Genomic DNA, 18,310 nt, shown 5'->3' on the forward strand with positions numbered 1-18,310 from the left:
TCTGTCCGTGGAGTTGCCGTGACCACCCCTGTCGTGATCGCCGCGTGCCGTGCTGGTGCGCTCGCCGCCGCGCGGCTCGGAACTCTGTCCGTGGAGTTGCCGTGACCACCCCTGTCGTGATCGCCGCGTGCCGTGCTGGTGCGCTCGCCGCCGCGCGGCTCGGAACTCTGTCCGTGGAGCTGCCGTGACCACCCCCGTCGTGATCGCCGCGTGCCGTGCTGGTGCGCTCGCCGCCGCGCGGCTCGGGACTCTGTCCGTGGAGTTGCCGTGGCCACCCCCGTCGTGATCGCCGCGCGGCGGACTGCCATCGGCAACGCCTTCGGCGCCCTGCGCGGGGTGCCGGTGGACCAGCTCGCCGCGCCTGTGCTGCGGGCCGCCCTCGACGACGCCGGTCTGTCCACTGTGGATGACGTGGTGCTGGGGAACGTGTTCGGGCCGGGCGGGAACCCCGCGCGGGTCGCCGCGTTGCGGGCGGGCCTCGCGGTGCCTGGGGTGACCGTCGACCGGCAGTGCGCGAGCGGTCTGGCCGCCATCACCCTCGCGGCGGCGATGATCCGCGCCGGCGAGGGGGAAGTGTTCCTCGCGGGCGGGGTGGAGAGCGCGTCGACCGCGCCGTTCCGCGCCTGGCGGGTGGACGGCAGCAGCGAGCCGGGCGAGTTCTACACGCGGGCGCCGTTCGCGCCGGCGGAGATCGGCGATCCGGACATGGGTCCGGCGGCCGACCTGGTCGCCGCCGAGGCCGGGATTTCACGGCAGCGGCAGGACGCCTTCGCCGCGCGCAGCCACGCCCGCGCGGTCGCGGCGCAGCGGACGGGCCGGTTCGACGCCGAGATCGTGCCGGTGGGCGGGGTAGTGCGTGACGAGCGGCCGCGCGACGGCTTCACCGAGGCTCGGCTGGCCCGGTTCCGGCCCGCGTTCACCCCGGACGGCACCGCGACGGCGGCGAACTCGTGCGGGATCAACGACGGCGCGGCGGCGGTGCTGATCGTGAGCGAGCGGGTGCAGCGGCGGCTGGGGGTGCCGGGGCTGCGGCTGGCCGCGTCGGCGACCTCGGCGGTGGACCCGAACCGGCTCGGCCTCGGCGCGGTGCCCGCCATGCGGCGCGTGCTGGACCGGCGGCCGGACGTGGTCGAGTTCAACGAGGCGTTCGCCGGGCAGGCGCTGGCGTGCCTGGACGCGGCGGGGATCGACGAGGAGGTCGTGAGCCCGGACGGCGGGGCCATCGCGCTGGGTCACCCGTGGGGAGCGTCGGGCGCCGTGCTGGTCGTGCGGCTGTTCGGCACACTGGTGCGGCGGCGGGCCGGGACGTGCGGTCTGGCCGCGCTGTCCGCCGGCGGCGGTGTGGGTGTGGCGACGAGGTGGGAGACGGGATGATCGAGTTCGAGGGCGTCGGGCACGCGTACGGCTCGCGGGTCGTGCTGTCCGATGTGGACTTGCGCATCCCGGAGCGGCGGGTGGCTTTCGTGGGCGCCAACGGTTCCGGCAAGTCCACGCTGGCGCGCACGATCAACGGGCTGGTGGCCCCCACGGAAGGCCGCGTGCTGGTCGACGGGCTGGACCCGGTGCGCGAGGGCCGGGCGGTGCGTAAGCGGGTCGGGTTCCTGTTCACCAACCCGGACAGCCAGATCGTGATGCCCACCGCCGGTGAGGACGTCGCGTTTTCACTGCGCCGCAGTGGGCTGTCCAAATCGGAGCGCGCGGCGCGGGCCGCGGAGGTCCTGGCGCGCTACGGTCTCGGCGACTACGTGGACCACCCGGCGCACCAGCTGTCCGGCGGGCAGAAGCAGTTGCTGGCGCTGTGCGCGATGCTGGTGCTCGAGCCGGACATCCTGGTCTGCGACGAGCCGACGACGCTGCTGGACCTGCGCAACAAGCGCCGGTTCGCCGAGACCCTGGCCGGGCTGCCGCAGCAGGTGGTCCTGGTGACGCACGACCTGGAGCTGCTCGGTGGTTTCGACCGGGTCGTGGTGCTGGACGCGGGCCGGGTCGTGGCGGACGACGCGCCCGGGCCGGCACTGGCCTGGTACCGGAAGCTGACCGCGTGAACGCCTGGTACGAGCCGGGGACGAGCGTCCTGCACCGCACCCCGGCGGGGGTGAAGTTCCTGGTGCTGCTGGCGCTCGCCGTGGTGATCTTCGTGTTGCGGTCGCCGGTGTGGCTCGGGGTGCTGTGCGCGGTCGCGGTGGCCGGTTACGCCGTGGCGCGGGTGTCCTGGCGGCGGTGCTGGGGGTTGTTGCGGTCCCTGGGGCTGCTCGTCGCGGTGGTGTTCGCGTTGCAGTGGTGGCTGCTCGGGCTGGAGCCCGCGGTCGTGGTCTGCCTGCGGATCGTCGCCGCGCTGGCCGCCGCGAACCTGGTGACGGTCACAACCCGCGTCGACGACCTGGTGACCGCGATCGAGCGTGGACTTGACCCGCTGCGGCGGTTCGGGGTGCGGCCGGACCGGCTCGGGCTGCTGGTCGGGTTGACGCTGCAGGCCGTGGCGACGCTGACCGGCATCGCCGGCGAGGTCCGGGAGGCGGCGAAGGCGCGCGGCGCGGACCGCTCGGTGGTCGCGTTGACCGTCCCGTTCCTGGTCCGGACGCTGCGGCACGCCGACGAGCTGGGAGAGGCGCTCGCCGCCCGCGGCGAGGGTGACCGCTGACGCGTCGCGGGGGGTGGTGGCGGGCCGGTGGGTGATTGGTGGGGCCGCGGGTCGCTGTCCTGGTCGCCTGGTCAGGGGCGAGGCCGTGGTGGTTCGCCGTAGCAGGTGGTTGGGGGTGATTGCTGACGCGTTGCGGGGGATGGTCGCAGGCGGCTGGGTGATTGGTGGGGCCGCGGGTCGCTGTCCTGGCCGCCTGGTCACCGGCGAGGCCGTGGTGGCTGGCCGTAGCAGGTGGTGGGGTGATGGCTGACGCGTCGCGGGGGATGATCGCCGGGCTCTATTCTGGGCCGGTGACCGACGAGGCCCCCGGTGGCCGCCGCAGCAGGCTTGGCCAGGCGTTGCGCGAGGTCGACCGGCGGGAGAGCCTGCTCCGCACCGCGCGGCTCGTGCGGCGGCTCGCGCCCGGCGACAGCGAAATGGGCGACCCGCTGTCCACCGCCGGCCGTCTGCCGTCGCACCGGCTGGCGCGCGCCCTGGCCGACAACCCGGAGCCGAGCGTGCTCCGCGAGCTGGGCCTGACCGCGGTCCAGGTGTGGCAGGCGTTCACCGATTCCCGGCGCGCAGCCGAGACCGCCGAAATCACGATCCTGTTCACCGACCTCGTGGGCTTCTCGACGTGGGCGCTGGAAGCCGGGGACGACGCCGCGCTCCGCCTGCTGCGCGAGGTCGGGCGCGTGAGCGAGCCCGAGATCACCCGTCGCGGCGGCCGCGTGGTGAAACGCCTCGGCGACGGCCTGATGGCGGTCTTCGCCGAGCCGGAAGCCGGGGTCGAGGCAGCGGTCGAGGCGTGCGCGCGGGTCGCCGAGCTGGAGATCTCCGGGCACCGGCCGAGCCTGCGGGCGGGCCTGCACGCCGGGACGCCGCGCAAGCTGGGGCACGACTACCTGGGCGTGGACGTCAACGTGGCCGCGCGGGTGGCGGACGCCGCGGGCGGCGGGCAGGTCCTGATCTCGGCCCCGGTGCGGGAGGCGCTCGACCCGGAGCGCTTCGAGGTGCGCCGCAAACGCTGGTTCCGCGCGAAGGGCACGCCCCGGGACCTGGAGATCTTCGCGGTCGAGCCGCGCTGACACCGGCGGCCGGTGGACGCCGCAGATGGGGACACGGCGCCCACCGGCCTTGTCGCGGCCCGGAACCGGACCGTCATGGGGCGGACCCGCCGAGGGCGGCGGCCCGTCGTGAGGTTGCCCCACCGAGGGTCGGCCACACGAGGGTGGCCCCACCGAGGGTGGCGACCAGTTGTGGGGTGGACCCACCGAGGGTGGCCCCACCGAGGGTGGCGACCAGTTGTGGGGTGGACCCACTGAGGGTGGCCCCACCGAGGGGGCGGCCCGTGGTGGGGTGGGCCCGCCGACGGCGGAGGCCCGTCGTAGGGCGGAGCCGCCGAGGGTGGCCCCCACAGCGGGTGGACCCGCCGAAGTGGTGCCCCGTCGTGGGGTGGACCCGCCGAGGTGGTTGCCGGTCGTGGGGCGGAGCCGCCGAGGTGGTGTCTCGTCGTGCGGCGGAGCCGCCGAGGGCGGGGGGCCGCAAGGGGTTTGTCCGGATTGCTCGGGGTGGGATCCTCCTTGGCTTGGCTTGGCTTGGCTTGGCTTGGCTTGGCTTGGCTTGGCTTGGCTTTGGCTTGGCTCGGCATGGGCGTGACCTGATCAGGCCCGGCCTCGCGCGATCAGGTCCGGCCGCCGACCGAGCCCACCTCACCAGCCCCGACGGGGCGAGGGCTCACGCTGGGGCGCCGCCGGCGAGGAGGGGGTCGTTGCGGACCCACAGGACCGGGCCGACGCACCGCCAGTCGCCGGGTTGCCAGCGGCCGAAGGTCTGCCCGGCGATGCCCGCGGCCTGGCAGAAGTAGGCGCTGCCCAGGTCCTGCACCGGCGCCCAGCCGGCCTCCAGGGCGGATGCGGGCGCCTGCATGGGTGCCGGCGCCGAGCCGGTCTCCTGGGCGGACGCGGGCGCCTGCGTGAGCGCCAGCGCCGAGCCGAGGGTGGCGACGGCGATCAGGCTTCGGATGACGTTTCGCTTCATGACTCCTCCACGAGTGTGTTCACAGCGAGTCCCACCACCAGGCGATGGCGGGGATGGGCACCGGGTCGGGACACGGGTCCGACGGCGCGTCGGCCCAGCGCGGGTCCTCGCCCGGGCCGGTGTAACCGTGGTAGCGCGGCACCCGCAGCGCCCAGTCGGTGTTGCCGCGGATCGCGTTGCCCAGCCCGTCCAGGTAGGTCCGCAGCGCACCACTGACCGGCCGGGCCGCGACCTCCGACCGCAGCAGCAGGAACCGGCTCATCACGCGGTCCCGCAGCGCGTAGGCCCGCGCCACGGCTTCCTCCGCGCCGAGCCCGTGCCGCGCGCGCAGCACGTTGATCAGGTTGATGCCGGTCTGGTCTTCCTCTTCCTCCTTCCGGTAGGAGTGCAGGTCGTTGTCCCACGAGGCGACGAGGATCGTCATCTCGGTGAGCGCCCGCACCGCAGGTGAATCCATTTCCGCGGCCGGAACCTCCTGCCCCGCGGCGATTTCGAGCATCGCCAGCGTCGGCGGCCCGCCCGCGCTGTTCAGCCGGATCGCGGTGTACTCGGCCAGGTCCGGCATGCGCCCGCGGCCCTGGCAGGCGATTTGCCACGCCACCCCGAACAGCCAGGCGCGGTGGGCGTCGGCGAAACGGCGCACCTGCACGGGCGTCGCGCACGCCGCGAACGTGCGCCCGATGTCCTGCAGCGCCAGGACCAGCGGATCGCCGTCCGGTAGCGGGTGCCACGGGGTCTCCAGCGCGCGCTGCACCTGCCCGGCCATCACCAGGAACTCGTGCGGCGAGTGCGCGTACTCACCCGAGTCGCACCGGGCGTCGTCGAACGCGAAACCCCAGTAGACCCAGCGCGCCGCGGCCTCCACGTTCTCCGTGATCCCGTCCGGGGCGAAGCGGGCGTAGAACTCGGCACTGTTCGTGCCCACCACGCGCATCCGCTCGGTCTCGTCGCGGTAGAAGCGGACCCGGTCCAGCCAGGCGATGGCGCGTTCCTCGATCAGCTCGACGTCGGGGTGGATCCGCGACTCGACCGGGCAGTATAACGGCCGCAGCTCGACGGTGGTCACGACGGGACCGCCGGTTCGCCGAACCGCACGGTCTCCACCGCCGTGACCCGCTCCTCGACCGTCACCGGGCCGAGGCCGCCCAGCGCCGCGACCAGCCGGTCCACCAGCTCGGGCGGCGCCGAGGCGCCCGCCGTCACCGCGACCGTGGCGGCGGTGCGCAGCCAGGCGAACCGGATGTCCTCGCACCGGTCGACCAGGTGCGCCGGCTTCCCGTGGCGGTGGGCCAGTTCCACCAGGTGCCGCGAGTTGGCCGAGTTCGCCGAGCCCGCGACCAGCAGCAGGTCCGCCTCGTCCAGCACCGCGCGCACCGCGGCCTGCCGGTTGGTCGCGGCGTAGCAGATGTCGTCCGACCGCGGCCCGCGCAGCGCCGGGAACCGCTCCCGCAGCGTGTCGACCACCTCGGCCGTCTCGTCGACCGCCAGCGTCGTCTGCGTCAGGTAGGACACCCGCGACGGATCCGGCACCCGCAGCCCCGCCACGTCGCCCGCGGTCTCCACGACCACCGTCGACTCCCGCGCCTCGCCCGCGGTGCCGACGACCTCCTCGTGGTCGTGGCGCCCGATCAGCACCACCGTGTCACCGCGCCCCGCGAAGCGCCGCGCCTCGGCGTGCACCTTCGACACCAGCGGGCAGGTCGCGTCGACGACCCGCAGCGCTCGCTCCCGTGCGTGCGCGCGCACCGACGGCGGCACCCCGTGCGCGGAGAAGATCACCAGCTGCCCCCGCGGCACCTCGTCCAGTTCGTCGACGAACACCGCGCCGCGCGCGGCCAGGTCGTCGATCACGTGGGTGTTGTGCACGATCTGCTTGCGCACGTAGACCGGTGGGCCGTGCTCGGCCAGCGCCCGCTCCACGGTGCGGATCGCCCGTTCGACACCCGCGCAGAACGAGCGCGGCGCGGCCAGCAGCACCACGCGCGGCCGCATCGCCTGGGCCGCCGCGGCCAGCTCCGCACGGATGGCCTCGCCGTGTCCCGGGCGGAGGTTCCCGGTGTTGAGGTGTCCCACTCCGAGGGCAGGCCCCGGCGGACCGGCAGGCGCGCCTGCCCAGTCCGGGGCCAAGGCCGCTCGCCCGCCGGGCGGGATCCCCGGTGGCGGGCCCGATCCGGCGAGGACGACCCCGTCGGCGACCCGCAGCCCGCGGCGGCGCAGTCCCCCGGCGAGCAGGGGAGCAGCCGGGCACGGTTCGGTGCCGTCACGCCAGCGGATCTCGTGTGGTACCAGCACATCGGCGCCGGGCGCGGCGAACAGCGGCACCACTTTCCCGGTGCGGATGGGGACGGTCATGCGGTTCCTCCTGTTCCGCCCATTTCGGGCGGCGGTGCGAGCGCAGCGGAAAACGCTGGCAGACAAGGGATTTCGGGTTTCCGGTGATCGCCGGACAACTCAACGGTGCCCGAAGCGCGGGTCCGGTTTCAAGCCCGCGGCGCAGCTTCATTCGAACGAGTTTTTGTTTCCGTTGCGCCGCAACGGGTTCATTGCGCCGCTGGGTTGTTCACCGTCCGCGATGAGGAAACCCGAATGCTCGCTCACAAGGTCGGCCCCGGCTCCCGGAAGTGTGGTGCGGCGAATTCGCCGTTTCACCCGTCCGCTCCGGTGCTACTTCTCCGACCGCGTCTTTCCCCAGCAATCGAGGAGAATTCATGTCGACTCGGCTCGCCGATGTGACCGCACCCCCGCGACCGCGCGCCCCGGCGGAACCGGACTTCGGCCGGGCTCGGGAGGAGGTCGACGCCGTCCTCGGCGAGTTCCTCGACGCGCAGTCCCGCGATCCGGCCGACCGCTGCCTGCCGCCGCTGGTCGACCTGCTGCGCGAGTTCGTCCGCGACGGCAAGCGGCTGCGCCCCCTGTTCTGCCACTGCGGATGGCTCGCCGCGGGCGGTGACCCGGCCGGCGCAGCGGTCGCGCGGGTCGGCGCGGCGCTGGAGCTGTTCCACTCCTTCGCGCTCATCCACGACGACGTCATGGACGGCTCCGACCTGCGCCGCGGCCGCCCCTCGATGCACCGCCGGCTCGCCGCGCGCTACCACGGCGACGACCCCGGCGCGGCCGCGCGCTTCGGGGTGAACGCCGCGATCCTGCTCGGCGACCTGTGCCTGGCCTGGGCCGACGAAATGCTGCTGACCGCGGGCCTGGACGAGGACGACCTGCGGCGGGCCGCGCCGGTGCTGCACGCGATGCGCAGCGAGGTCATGGTCGGCCAGTACCTCGACCTCGGTGGCGAGTGGACCGAGGACGTGCTCGACCGCGCCTGGCGCGCGCTGCGCCTGAAAACCGCCGGATACACCGTGGAACGGCCGTTGCAGATCGGGGCCGCGCTCGCCGGGGGCGGCCCCGATCTGCTGCGCTGGTGCACCGCCTACGGCCGCCCGCTCGGCGAGGCGTTCCAGCTGCGCGACGACCTGCTCGGGGTGTTCGGCGAACCCGGCACCACCGGCAAGTCCGTGCTCGACGACCTGCGCGAGGGCAAGCAGACCGTGCTGATGGCGCTGACCTGGCGGCGCGCCCGGCCGGGGCAGCGCGAGGTGATCCGGCGGCTGCACGGCGATCCGGAACTGGACGCCGACGGCGCGGCGCGGCTGCGGGCCGTCATCTCCGACACCGGCGCGGAGGACGCGGTCGGCGAGCTGATCGAGGCCAGGGCGCGCGAGGCGCTCGCGGCGCTGGAGGCGGCGGACCTGCCCGCGACGGCCCGCCGCGCCTGCGCGGAGCTCGTGCGCCAGGCCACCCGCCGCACCCGCTGACCGGGAAGGGAGATCCGGTGTCCAAATCGGACTACGTGTTGCAGGCGGTGAACCTGCACAAGTCTTTCGGGGCGCGCCACGTGCTGCGGGGCGTCGAGTTCGGGCTGCGGCCCGGCGAGCTGCTCGGCGTCCTCGGCGAGAACGGGGCGGGCAAGTCCACCCTGCTGCGCATCCTCGCCGGGGTGCTGCGCGCGGACCGCGGCGAAGTGGTGCACCGCGGCAGGCTCGGCTACTGCCCGCAGCGGATCGTCGTGAACGACGAGCTGACCGTGGGCCAGCACCTGCGGTACTTCCAGAGCGCCTACCACCTGGAGGACCTGACGGTGGCCGAGTCGGTCGCCGAACGGCTCGGGCTCACCCCGTTCCGGCACGTCCGCGCCGGGGTGCTCTCCGGTGGCACGCGGCAGAAGCTCAACCTGACGCTGGCGCTGATGCACGACCCGGACGTGGTGCTGATGGACGAGCCGTACCAGGGGTTCGACTGGGAGAACTACCTGACGTTCTGGACGCTGACCGACCAGCTGCGCGCGCAGGGCCGGTCGGTGCTCGTCATTTCGCACCTGGCGCACGACACCGAACGGTTCGACCGGCTGCTGCGGCTGACCCGCGGCCAGGTCGAGCCCACCGACGCGATGGCCGGCGCCGAACTCGAGGCCGCGTCATGACCGTCGGTGAGCTGGTGGACCGGGCACGGCGCTGGCAGGCCGGGATCGCGGACTCGACGACCTGGCACGCCGCGCTGCTCAAGGCGATCGCGTTCGAGGTCGCGCAGCACGCGCGGAACCGGCTGGCGCTGCTGCTGGTGGTGTTCTTCATCCCGTGCTGGCTGGCGATCGTGCGCACGGTGATCCCGTCGCGGCCGATCGAGTACCAGTCGCGGATCGCGCCCGCGCCGATCACGGTCGACGCGAGCGAGCTCGCTCTGATCTCCGGCGCGCTGAACGCGCTCACGCTGATCATCGGGTTCATGTTGTTCGCGTCGGTGCGGCGGGCGCGGGAGTTCGACCAGCGGCTGGTGCTGGCCGGGTTCCCGCGGCCGGTGCTGCTGCTGGCGAAACTGGCGGGGCTGGTGCTGGTCGCGACCGTGGTGTCCGGTTACGCGAGCATCGTGATGGGGTTCTACTGCGATCCGCGATCCGGCGGGATGCTGTTCCTGAGCCTGCTGTCGGCGGGGCTCACCTACGGCGGGCTCGGCGTGGCGCTCGGGGTGGCGGTGCCGACCGAGCTGGCCGGGATGTTCGTGATCATCATGGTCAGCCTGGTCGACGTGATGGTGCAGAACCCGGTGATCAACCCGGGCAAGGACCAGGCGGTGCTGCGGTTCCTGCCCACGTACGGGCCGATGCAGAGCGGGGTCGCGGCCACGTTCACCGACTCGGCGTCGTTCGGGTACCTGATGCTCGGGCCGCTGTGGCTGCTCGTGTTCGCCGCGTTCGGGCTGGGCGCGTTCTACCTGCGGACCAAGGACCACTCGCGGCACACGGGCGGCCCCGGCGAGCCGGAGGCGGCGGTGGTGACGGTGCGGCTGCGGTCGGACGGGACGCTGGAGGTGGAGTCGCGGCGCGGGCCGGTGATGGTGTGCACGGAGCAGCCCGCGCCGCTGCGGATGCCGGAATGGCTGCCGCTGTCGGAGAAATCGCTCGGCTCGGCCAGCGCGGCGCCAGGTGGTTGACGCTCGGGAGCGGATCAAGCCCGCTCGGCGACCAGTTCCAGCTCCAGGTCGAGGTGGCGACCGGTCATGCCCTTCATCGCCGTCACGCCGAACGCGTAGCGATCCACCCGGCTGTGCGCCCGCACCCGCAGCCGCGGGCCCTCGGTGACCGCCGAGTCGACGTGCACGTCCAGTGGGCCGCTCGTGCCGCGCACCGTCAGCGTGCCGCGCAGGACCCAGCCCGCGCCGTCCCGCTCGACCGCCGTCGACGCGAACCCGATGTCGGGGTGCCGGTCGGTCTCCAGGTACTGCCCGGACCGCACCGTGCGGTCGCGGGTGACGTTGCCGGTGTCGATGCTCGCCGCGTCGATGGTGGCCACCACCCCGGACTCGGTCACCGGATCGGCGACCGTCACCCGGCCCTCGCGCAGCCGGAACGTCCCGCGCACCGGGCCGAGGCCGAAGAAGTGCCGTGTGGTGAAGGACAGTCGTGAGCCGGTGGCGTCGATGCGGTAGGCGCCCGCGGCGGGGATCTCGATCGTGCTGGAAGCCGTCATGGCCGCCAGTCTGGCGGAGATCCACCAGCCGCGCGTCGGCCGACGGTGTCGACCGATGTCGACTTTGGTCGCTGGTCGTCCCGGCTCCCGCACCCGTACGCTCCTCCACGTGCACGGCGAGTTGCTCTGCGAGCGGGGGAGGACGGCGCTGACCGTCGCCGCCGCGGCGGGATTCGCGGCGACGGCGGCGGGGGAGATCGTCTCGGGTGTCCGGGGCGCGCCGCTCGTCGCGGACCTCGTCGTCGGCGTCCTCGGCTGCGCGCTGGTGCCGCTGCTGTTCCGGTGGCCGGTGCCCTCCGCGGTGGTGCTCATGGTGCTGACCGCGTTCGTCCCGACCGCGACGCCGCCGGCGAGCATCGGCGTCGTGCAGATCGCGCGGCGCGGTCCGCTGGCCGTGGCGGTGGGGGTCGCCACGGCCGGTGTCGCCGGCCACCTCGTGCGCGGACTGTGGCGGCCGACGCCCGGCCTGCCCTACGAGTGGTGGGTCGTGCTCGTGGTCCTCGGGCACGCCGCGCTCGTCGGCGGCGGCGCGCTCGCCGAAGCCCGCCGCCAGCTCATCCTGTCGCTCACCGAACGCGCCCGCCGCGCCGAGGCCGAGCAGGGCCGCCGCATCGCCGAGGCCCGCGCGGCCGAGCGCACCCGCATCGCCCGCGAGATGCACGACGTGCTCGCGCACCGGCTGTCGCTGCTGGCGACCTACGCCGGGGCGCTGGAGTACCGGCCGGACAGCTCGCCGGAACGGATCGCGCAGGCGGCCGGCGTCATCCGGGCCACGGTGCACCAGGCGCTGAACGAACTGCGGGACGTGATCGCGCTGCTGCGGGACACCGACGAGGACCCGGACGGCCCGCTGCCGACGCTGGCCGGGCTGTCCGAGCTGGTCGAGGAGTCACGCGCGGTCGGCACGCCGGTCGAGGTGCGGGACACGCTCGACACGGCCGCGGTGCCCGGCACGACCGGCCGCACGGCCTACCGCGTGCTGCAGGAGGCGCTGACCAACGCGCGCAAGCACGCCCCGGGCAGCCCGGTCCGCGTCGAGCTCGGCGGCGCGCCCGGCGCGCGGCTGCGGATCGTGGTGTCCAACCCGGTGTCCGGCGCCGCGCCCGGGCCGGGTGGCGGGATCGGGCTGGTGGGGCTGACCGAGCGGGTGCGGCTGGCCGGTGGGCGGCTGGACCACGGTGCCGTGGCGGGGGAGTTCCGGCTGGCGGCGGAGTTGCCGTGGCCGGCGTGACCCTGGGGGCGGATGCCCGGTGGAGCTTCGGGACGGTGGCGGGGGAGTTGCTGTGGGCGGCGTGAGATTTCTGCAGGCGGCGCCCGTCCCGGGCGGCCGGATCGAGCGGGCCGGTGGGCGGCTGGCTCACGGCGCTGTGGCGGCGGAGTTGCCGTGGCCGGCGTGACCCGCGTGCTGATCGTCGACGATGACGCCCTGGTGCGGTCCGGCCTGACGATGATGCTCGACGGCGCGCCGGGCATCGCCGTGGTCGGGCAGGCCGGCGACGGCGACGAAGTGCCGGCCGCGCTTGACGCGCACCCCGCCGACGTCGTGCTGATGGACATCCGGATGCCGCGCCTGAACGGGATCCTCGCCACGCACCGGACGCGCGCGCGGCCGAACCCGCCCGAAGTCGTCGTGCTGACCACGTTCGACACCGACGAGAACGTGCTGCGCGCCCTCCGCGCCGGGGCGAGCGGGTTCCTGCTCAAGGACGCGCCGCCCGGGGAGATCGCCGACGCCGTGCGCCGCGTTGCTGCGGGAGATCCGATCCTGTCCCCGCGCATCACGCGACGGCTCATGGACCGGGCCGCGGTCGAGGCCGGGTCCTACGAACGCGCCCGCGCCGCCTTCGCCGCGCTCAGCCCACGCGAGCACGAGGTCGCCCTCGGCGTCGGTCGTGGACTGACGAACGCCGAGATCGCCGCCGAGCTGTTCCTCAGCGTGGCGACCGTCAAAGCGCACATCACCCGGGTTCTGTCCAAATTGGACGCGGGCAACCGGACGCAGATCGCGCTCATGGCGCACGACGCCGGTTTCTGTTGAGGCGCCTCAGCGTTGGACGACCCGGAACGTCTTCAGCTGCGGGTCCGCCGGATCGGGCAGGTACATGCCGGCGTCGAGGCCGCTCAGCAGGTAGTCCACCACGGGCCGGGTGATGACCTCGCCCGGCGCCACCGCGGGCACCCCCGGCGGGTACGGACTGATCACCTCCGCGCACACCCGCCCGATCGCCTCCTCCGGCGGCACGTCCTCGGTGGGGCCGAAGAATGCGTCGCGCGGCAGCATCGCCTGCTCCAGCTCCAGTTCGCCCGGCTCGGGCAGGTCGACCGGTTTGGCGGGTCGGATTTCGCCGGCGCGCTCCGCCAGGTCGCGGATCGCGGTGAGCAGCCGTCCGGTGGTCTCCTCGTCGTCGGCGATCGTGATCTGCGCGGCCATCCGCCGGTGGTCGGACAGTCCCATGTCGAGCCGGTGGTGCTCACGCAGCCATTCGCTCGCGTCGTAGCCGGACCGGTCCAGCTCCACGAGGTCCAGCACGATCTTGAGCGGGTCGTGGTCGTCGGCCAGCCGCGGCCCGACCAGGTCGTCCCGCTCCATCACGCGGATCCCGGGGATTGCGGCCAGTTCCGCCCGCACCGACGCGGCCAGTTCGAGCGCGCGCCCCAGCAGCTCCTCACCGTGCTGCACCATCTGCCGCCGCCAGCCGTCGAGCCCGGCGAAGATCAGCGCGCTCGGGCTCGTCGTGCCGAGCAGGTCCGCCCGTGACGCCAGCGCCTGCGGGTCGATCCGGTCGCCCCGCAGGTGGAACACCGAGCCCTGCTCCAGGCCGCAGCCCATCTTGTGCACGCTGGTGACGCACATGTCGGCGTCGGCGTCCATCGCCCACGACGGCAGGTCCGGGTGGAACGGGAAGTGCGCGCCCCACGCCTCGTCCACGATGAGCGGCACGTCGTGGTCGTGGCACACCCGCGCGGTTTCCCGGATCGCGGCGCACCCGCCGTAGTCGGTCGGCGTGATCAGCAACATCCCCTTCGCGCCGGGGTGCGCGGCGAAGGCGTCCCGCACGTCCTCCGGCCCCGGCGGGTGCGCGAGGTGGAACCGCCCGTCCCACCGCGGGTGCACCCACACCGGGCGCACCCCGCTGATGATCAGCCCGGCCACCACGGACTTGTGCGCGTTGCGGGACACCAGCAGCTCGTCGCCCGGCCCGGCGACGGCGAGCATCGCGCTCTTCACCGACAGCGAGCTGCCGCAGGTGGAGAAGTAGGCCTCTTCGGCGTCCACCGCGTCGGCCATCAGCTCTTCGGCTTTGGCCAGCACGCCCTGCGACATGCGGCGGTCGTCGAGGCCGTTCATGAGGATGATGTCCGAGGCGAACACGTCCCGGCCCACGACCTCGGCCAGCCGCGGGTCGATGCCGCGCCCCTGTTTGTGCCCGGGCGGGATGAACCCCAGGTGACCGCGCTCGCGGTACCGCTGGATGGCTTCGATCACCGGTGCCTGCGCATGATCCACGCGGCGGGGATTCCCCCTGCGGGCCAACGGCAAACTCCGTCCCCACCCCCGGAAAGGTGTCCCCCGTTCATGGGATTCTGCGTGGCGGCCACTGCTGGCCGCGTGTTAATTTCCGACCTCGCCGTGGCTGTGCACGACGCTGGAGGGGAACGTATGTGTGCCAAGCCTGTCCCGGGCGCGCGATGAGCGACCGGACACCCATTTTCGACGACGTGGTCGCCGCGATCGGGCTCGACTGGTCCGAACTGCAGGCCGACGAGGTGACGTCGGCCGCCGAGGGGGTCGTGGAGGAGGCCGTCTCGTGACCCGGCCGGGTTCCGATCGCGTGGAATCCGCCGTTGCGGTGGCGGAGGCAGGCGGGAGCCGCCATTCTGCGAGCATGGCGGACGGGACCGAAGCCGGGCCGGGCGAGCTCTTCTGGCAGATCGTCGAAGTGCTCCACGTACCGCGTTCGCTCGCCGAGCGGGAGCTCGCGCGCTCCCGCTCCGACGTCGCGAACGGCATCGTCCGGCCGGGTGATCCGGCCGAGCCCTACGCGCTGGCCTGGCGGCGCATCCGCAGCCAGTGGGCCGGGCAGAACCTGGCCTGACCGGCCGCGGCGGGCCAGGACGATCCGCGCGGCCATGAACGACGGCCTCACCATCCTTGGGGGATGTCGCGCCTGCCCCCCGCGCGAGGGCTACCACCTGCTCCGGCAGGCCCGCCTTGGTGGCGAGCACGAGGTCGTCGCGGCGGCCCGCGATCTCCTCCGAGCCCGGGCAGAAGTCGGTCGATCGCTGCTCGGCGGCGAAGCTCACCGGCCCGGCCACCCCCGTCGCGCGGATCGCACTGGACACCCCTCGGCGACGGCGAGCGGCAGAACCTGGCCTGACCGGCCGCGGCGGGCCAGTACGATCCGGTCCATGAAGATCGACCGTCCGCTGCTGTTCGCGCCGCAACGCTGGGAGTGGGGCGGTCTGGACGCGGTGTTCTCCACCGCGGCGCCCGCCGACGAGCTGGTCACCAACATCCACGTCGCCGGTTTCGTCGGCGACCGGATCGTCGTGTGCCGGGACGAGCGGTACGGCTGGTTCCTGCCCGGCGGCACGCGGGAGGCGGGGGAGAGCATCGGCGAGTGCGTCGCCCGCGAACTGGCCGAAGAGGCCGGCGCCCGCCTGACCGGCGAGCTGCGGTGGATCGGCGCCCACCACTGCGTCAGCGACCGGCCCGAGCCCTACCGCCCGCACCAACCGCACCCGGAGAAGGCGTGGCTGTGGTGCGCGGCCGAGGTGGAGATCGTCGGCGAGCCGGGCAATCCCGACGACGGCGAGCAGGTGGTGGAGGTCCGCCTCGCCGCGGTCGCCGAGGCGCAGGCGCTGCTCGGCGCGAGCGCGGACTGGATGCCGGACCTGATCGCGCTCGCCGTGGAGTCCCGCGGCTGAAGACATCCGCCCCGCGGGCCTTCCCCGCGCGGTCGATCTCCCTTAACGTGCGCTAAGCAAGGTTCCGGCGGCGGCCGGGACGGGCGAACGGAAGGGGTGTTGCGACATGGAGGTCGGCAACGCGGTCGCGCTGGTGACCGGTGGCGCGTCGGGGCTCGGGCTGGCGACGGTCAAGGAGCTGCACGGCAAGGGCGCGAAGGTCGTCATCGTGGACCTGCCCTCGTCGCAGGGCGAGGCGGTGGCCAAGGAACTGGGCGACGGGGTGGTGTTCGCCGCGGCCGACGTGACCGACGAGGCCCAGGTTTCCGCCGCGCTGGACGCGGCGGAGGCGCTGGGCACGCTGCGGATCGCGGTCAACTGCGCGGGCATCGGCAACGCGCACAAGACCGTGGGCAAGCAGGGGCCCTTTCCGCTGGACGGGTTCACCAAGGTGATCAACGTCAACCTGGTCGGCACGTTCAACGTGATCCGGCTGGCCGCGGAGCGGATCGCCAAGACCGAGCCGGTGGGCGAGGAGCGCGGCGTCATCGTCAACACCGCCTCCGTGGCGGCGTTCGACGGGCAAATCGGGCAGGCCGCCTACTCGGCGTCCAAGGGCGGCATCGTCGGGATGACCCTGCCGATCGCGCGGGACCTGGCGAGCCTGAAGATCCGCGTGGTGACGATCGCGCCGGGGTTGTTCCACACGCCGCTGTTCGCGACCCTGCCGGAGGAGGCGATCGCGTCGCTGGGCGCTCAGGTGCCGCACCCCTCGCGGCTGGGCGACCCTGCCGAGTTCGCGGCGCTGGCCCGGCACATCGTGGAGAACCCGATGCTCAACGGCGAGACGATCCGCCTCGACGGCGCCATCCGCATGGCCCCGCGCTGACCCGGCACGCGGCGGCGGCGCCCCGGCCCGCCGCCGCGTCCCGTTATCGTTTTCCGGTGACCTCTTCGATGGGCTGGACATGACGCGACCCGCGGGCGCGTGGCGGGAGTACGGACCGCTCGAACTGACCCCGATCCTGGCGGCCGCGCTGGAAGCCTTCTACGAGCAGGGCTTCCACGGCACCCCCGTGCGGGACATCGCGCGGCGGGTCGGCCAGACGGTGCCCGCGCTGTACTACCACCACGAGAACAAGGAAGGCGTGTTCACCGCGCTCGTCGAGGAGGCCACGAGCGACCTCGACTGGCGGGTGCGGCAGGCCGTCGAGGAGGCAGGCGAGCGGCCGGACCTGCGGCTGGTCAACGCCGTCGAGGCGATCGTGCTGCACATGGCGCACCGCACCCGGCTCGCCGCGCTGGACTTCGAGCTGCGGCACCTGTCCCCGGCCAACCGCAAGCGGTACGCCGCGCGGCGCAAGGAGATCGAGGTCCTGGTCACGCGGATCGTCTCCGACGGGGTGGCCGAGGGGCTGTTCGTCGCGAAGCGGCCCGCGGAGACCGCGCGGGCGCTGCTGGGCATGCTCCAGTCGATCGGCCGGTGGTACCACCCGGACGGCGGCCCGCTGTCGCCGGACGAGCTGGCCGAGCGCTACGTCGACATCGCGCTGATGACGGTCGGCGTGCACAAGCGGCCCGCGGCACGGGCGCGGCGGAGGGCCCGCTCGGCATGACCGTGGGGATCGCCGCTCTCGCCGACGGCGCCGCGCACGACCCGCTCCTGGACGACGCGGGTCAGGTGCGGCTGCCGCTGGTCGTGGTCGACCTCGACGAGCCCGTGCCCGCCGACGTCGTCGAAGCCGCCGCGCGGGCGGCGCGGACGTGCGAACGGATCCTGGTCGGTGTCGCCTGCCGCCCGGTCGACGACGAGCGCTGGGCGCTGGCCGACGCCCTCGACCTGACGTTCGCGGCCGACGGCTGCGGCAGCGGCCCCCAGTTCGCGGCGAGCGACGACCCGGCGGGCGACGCGGAGGTGCTGCGGCAGGCGGCCGAGGCGAACCCGCAGGCGGCGCTGGTGCTGAGTCAGGTGCTGCGGGCAAGCGGCCGCCTGGACGTCGCCGCCGCGCTGGACGTCGAGTCGTTCGCCTACTCGACGCTGCTCGGCGGGCCGGAGTTCGCGCGCTGGCTGAGCGGGCGCGGGAACCGGCCACTGCCGCCGCCCGCCACCGAACCGCCGGTGCTCCTGGCTCGCGACGGCAACCTGCTGCGCGTGACGCTCAACCGGCCCGACCGCTGCAACGCCTACGGCCGCGAGCTGCGAGACGCGCTCGTCGACGCCTTGCGGGCCGCCGCGGTGGAGGACTGCCGGGTCGTGCTGGACGGAGCCGGTCCCGCGTTCTGCTCGGGCGGCGACCTCGACGAGTTCGGCACCACCCCGGACCTGGTCACCGCGCACTTCGTCCGCACCAGAGCCGGAGCCGCGCGGGCACTGCACGCGATCGCCGGGCGCGCGGAGGTGCGCGTGCACGGGGCGTGCGTCGGCGCGGGCATCGAGCTGGCGGCGTTCGCCGGCCGCATGGTGGCGCACGCGAACACCGTGTTCCGGCTGCCGGAGGTCGCGATGGGCCTGATCCCCGGCGCGGGCGGCACGGTGAGCGTGCCGCGCCGGATCGGCCGGTGGCGCACGCTGTGGCCGGCGCTGTCCGGGCGGCCGCTAAGCGCGGTGACGGCATTGGACTGGGGCCTGGTCGACGCCATCGAGGACGGTATCTGACCGCTTTGCCGCCTAGCGTTCCCGTCATGACCGACCGCGTTTCGTGGACCGCCGTCCAAGCCCGCCGCC

General features: G+C 73.9%; 20 protein-coding genes. 15 read left to right on the plus strand and 5 right to left on the minus strand.

Translation table 11 applies throughout. The features are described 5' to 3' along the window. Nucleotides 1-267 precede the first annotated feature (267 nt). The 4 genes from ABZ193_RS28340 (at nucleotide 268) to ABZ193_RS28355 (ending at nucleotide 3,708) form a co-directional block, all read left to right on the plus strand. Nucleotides 268-1,374, plus strand: coding sequence for a thiolase family protein (locus ABZ193_RS28340; RefSeq protein ID WP_354712139.1), 1,107 nt, complete (start codon nucleotides 268-270; stop codon nucleotides 1,372-1,374). Then, nucleotides 1,371-2,045 carry an ABC transporter ATP-binding protein gene (locus ABZ193_RS28345; RefSeq protein WP_354712140.1) on the plus strand — a complete coding sequence of 225 codons (675 nt, stop codon included), beginning with the start codon at nucleotides 1,371-1,373 and terminating at the stop codon, nucleotides 2,043-2,045. The genes ABZ193_RS28340 and ABZ193_RS28345 overlap by 4 nt, the downstream gene beginning before the upstream one ends. Then, a complete protein-coding gene (locus tag ABZ193_RS28350; RefSeq protein ID WP_237337836.1) occupies nucleotides 2,042-2,641 on the plus strand; it encodes an energy-coupling factor transporter transmembrane component T in 600 nt (199 codons plus the stop codon). Before ABZ193_RS28345 ends, ABZ193_RS28350 begins: the two co-directional genes overlap by 4 nt. 242 nt (nucleotides 2,642-2,883) lie before the next feature. After that, nucleotides 2,884-3,708, plus strand: a complete 825-nt coding sequence (locus ABZ193_RS28355) for an adenylate/guanylate cyclase domain-containing protein (protein WP_354712141.1) — start codon at nucleotides 2,884-2,886, stop codon at nucleotides 3,706-3,708. A 649-nt stretch (nucleotides 3,709-4,357) separates the two neighbouring features. Here ABZ193_RS28355 and ABZ193_RS28360 read toward each other — a convergent pair. Genes ABZ193_RS28360 through ispH form a run of 3 tightly spaced genes read right to left on the minus strand, consistent with a single transcriptional unit; the run spans nucleotide 4,358 to nucleotide 7,012 of the window. Continuing rightward, complete coding sequence (locus tag ABZ193_RS28360; RefSeq protein WP_354712142.1) at nucleotides 4,358-4,660, minus strand: hypothetical protein; 303 nt, start codon at nucleotides 4,658-4,660, stop codon at nucleotides 4,358-4,360. A 19-nt stretch (nucleotides 4,661-4,679) separates the two neighbouring features. Continuing rightward, complete coding sequence (locus tag ABZ193_RS28365) at nucleotides 4,680-5,726, minus strand: hypothetical protein (RefSeq protein ID WP_354712143.1); 1,047 nt, start codon at nucleotides 5,724-5,726, stop codon at nucleotides 4,680-4,682. Continuing rightward, a complete protein-coding gene (gene ispH / locus ABZ193_RS28370; RefSeq protein ID WP_020420544.1) occupies nucleotides 5,723-7,012 on the minus strand; it encodes a 4-hydroxy-3-methylbut-2-enyl diphosphate reductase in 1,290 nt (429 codons plus the stop codon). The genes ABZ193_RS28365 and ispH overlap by 4 nt, the downstream gene beginning before the upstream one ends. 356 nt (nucleotides 7,013-7,368) lie before the next feature. On the opposite strand from ispH, the gene ABZ193_RS28375 reads away from it, so the two are divergent. From ABZ193_RS28375 to ABZ193_RS28385, 3 genes are read left to right on the plus strand one after another with little or no spacing between them, the layout of a single operon-like run. Then, the gene (locus ABZ193_RS28375) at nucleotides 7,369-8,469 is read left to right on the plus strand and encodes a polyprenyl synthetase family protein (protein ID WP_237337832.1); all 1,101 of its coding nucleotides are present in this window, start codon (nucleotides 7,369-7,371) and stop codon (nucleotides 8,467-8,469) included. Nucleotides 8,470-8,486: 17 nt separating this feature from the next. Continuing rightward, nucleotides 8,487-9,134, plus strand: coding sequence for an ABC transporter ATP-binding protein (locus ABZ193_RS28380; protein ID WP_020420542.1), 648 nt, complete (start codon nucleotides 8,487-8,489; stop codon nucleotides 9,132-9,134). Beyond that, a complete protein-coding gene (locus ABZ193_RS28385; RefSeq protein WP_020420541.1) occupies nucleotides 9,131-10,141 on the plus strand; it encodes an ABC transporter permease in 1,011 nt (336 codons plus the stop codon). The genes ABZ193_RS28380 and ABZ193_RS28385 overlap by 4 nt, the downstream gene beginning before the upstream one ends. A gap of 14 nt (nucleotides 10,142-10,155) precedes the next feature. Here ABZ193_RS28385 and ABZ193_RS28390 read toward each other — a convergent pair whose 3' ends face one another. After that, nucleotides 10,156-10,677, minus strand: coding sequence for a YceI family protein (locus tag ABZ193_RS28390; protein ID WP_237337831.1), 522 nt, complete (start codon nucleotides 10,675-10,677; stop codon nucleotides 10,156-10,158). Nucleotides 10,678-10,786: 109 nt separating this feature from the next. Between ABZ193_RS28390 and ABZ193_RS28395 the strand changes: the two genes are divergently transcribed. Next, complete coding sequence (locus tag ABZ193_RS28395; protein WP_237337830.1) at nucleotides 10,787-11,908, plus strand: histidine kinase; 1,122 nt, start codon at nucleotides 10,787-10,789, stop codon at nucleotides 11,906-11,908. Between the two features lie 153 nt (nucleotides 11,909-12,061). After that, nucleotides 12,062-12,715 carry a response regulator transcription factor gene (locus ABZ193_RS28400; RefSeq protein WP_020420538.1) on the plus strand — a complete coding sequence of 218 codons (654 nt, stop codon included), beginning with the start codon at nucleotides 12,062-12,064 and terminating at the stop codon, nucleotides 12,713-12,715. Nucleotides 12,716-12,721: 6 nt separating this feature from the next. Here ABZ193_RS28400 and ABZ193_RS28405 read toward each other — a convergent pair whose 3' ends face one another. Continuing rightward, nucleotides 12,722-14,164: an ornithine decarboxylase gene (locus tag ABZ193_RS28405; RefSeq protein WP_354712144.1), complete on the minus strand. Its 1,443-nt coding sequence runs from the start codon at nucleotides 14,162-14,164 to the stop codon at nucleotides 12,722-12,724. 203 nt (nucleotides 14,165-14,367) lie between these two features. Here ABZ193_RS28405 and ABZ193_RS28410 point away from each other — a divergent pair, with 203 nt between their 5' ends. The 6 genes from ABZ193_RS28410 (at nucleotide 14,368) to ABZ193_RS28435 (ending at nucleotide 18,241) form a co-directional block, all read left to right on the plus strand. After that, on the plus strand, nucleotides 14,368-14,490 hold the full coding sequence (locus ABZ193_RS28410; RefSeq protein WP_272883148.1) for a hypothetical protein: 123 nt from the start codon (nucleotides 14,368-14,370) through the stop codon (nucleotides 14,488-14,490). A gap of 74 nt (nucleotides 14,491-14,564) precedes the next feature. Then, nucleotides 14,565-14,774 (plus strand): hypothetical protein, encoded by a 210-nt coding sequence (locus ABZ193_RS28415; RefSeq protein ID WP_020420535.1) that lies wholly within the window; start codon nucleotides 14,565-14,567, stop codon nucleotides 14,772-14,774. A gap of 313 nt (nucleotides 14,775-15,087) precedes the next feature. Then, the gene (locus tag ABZ193_RS28420; protein WP_020420534.1) at nucleotides 15,088-15,606 is read left to right on the plus strand and encodes an NUDIX domain-containing protein; all 519 of its coding nucleotides are present in this window, start codon (nucleotides 15,088-15,090) and stop codon (nucleotides 15,604-15,606) included. A gap of 106 nt (nucleotides 15,607-15,712) precedes the next feature. Beyond that, nucleotides 15,713-16,474, plus strand: coding sequence for a 3-hydroxyacyl-CoA dehydrogenase (locus ABZ193_RS28425; RefSeq protein ID WP_020420533.1), 762 nt, complete (start codon nucleotides 15,713-15,715; stop codon nucleotides 16,472-16,474). 79 nt (nucleotides 16,475-16,553) lie between these two features. After that, complete coding sequence (locus ABZ193_RS28430; RefSeq protein ID WP_354712145.1) at nucleotides 16,554-17,201, plus strand: TetR/AcrR family transcriptional regulator; 648 nt, start codon at nucleotides 16,554-16,556, stop codon at nucleotides 17,199-17,201. Next, a complete protein-coding gene (locus tag ABZ193_RS28435; protein ID WP_354712146.1) occupies nucleotides 17,198-18,241 on the plus strand; it encodes an enoyl-CoA hydratase/isomerase family protein in 1,044 nt (347 codons plus the stop codon). The genes ABZ193_RS28430 and ABZ193_RS28435 overlap by 4 nt, the downstream gene beginning before the upstream one ends. Nucleotides 18,242-18,310: the final 69 nt, after the last annotated feature.

Origin of the sequence: Amycolatopsis sp. NPDC006125, from assembly GCF_040614195.1 — a bacterium.
GTDB lineage: Bacteria > Actinomycetota > Actinomycetes > Mycobacteriales > Pseudonocardiaceae > Amycolatopsis_E > Amycolatopsis_E tucumanensis.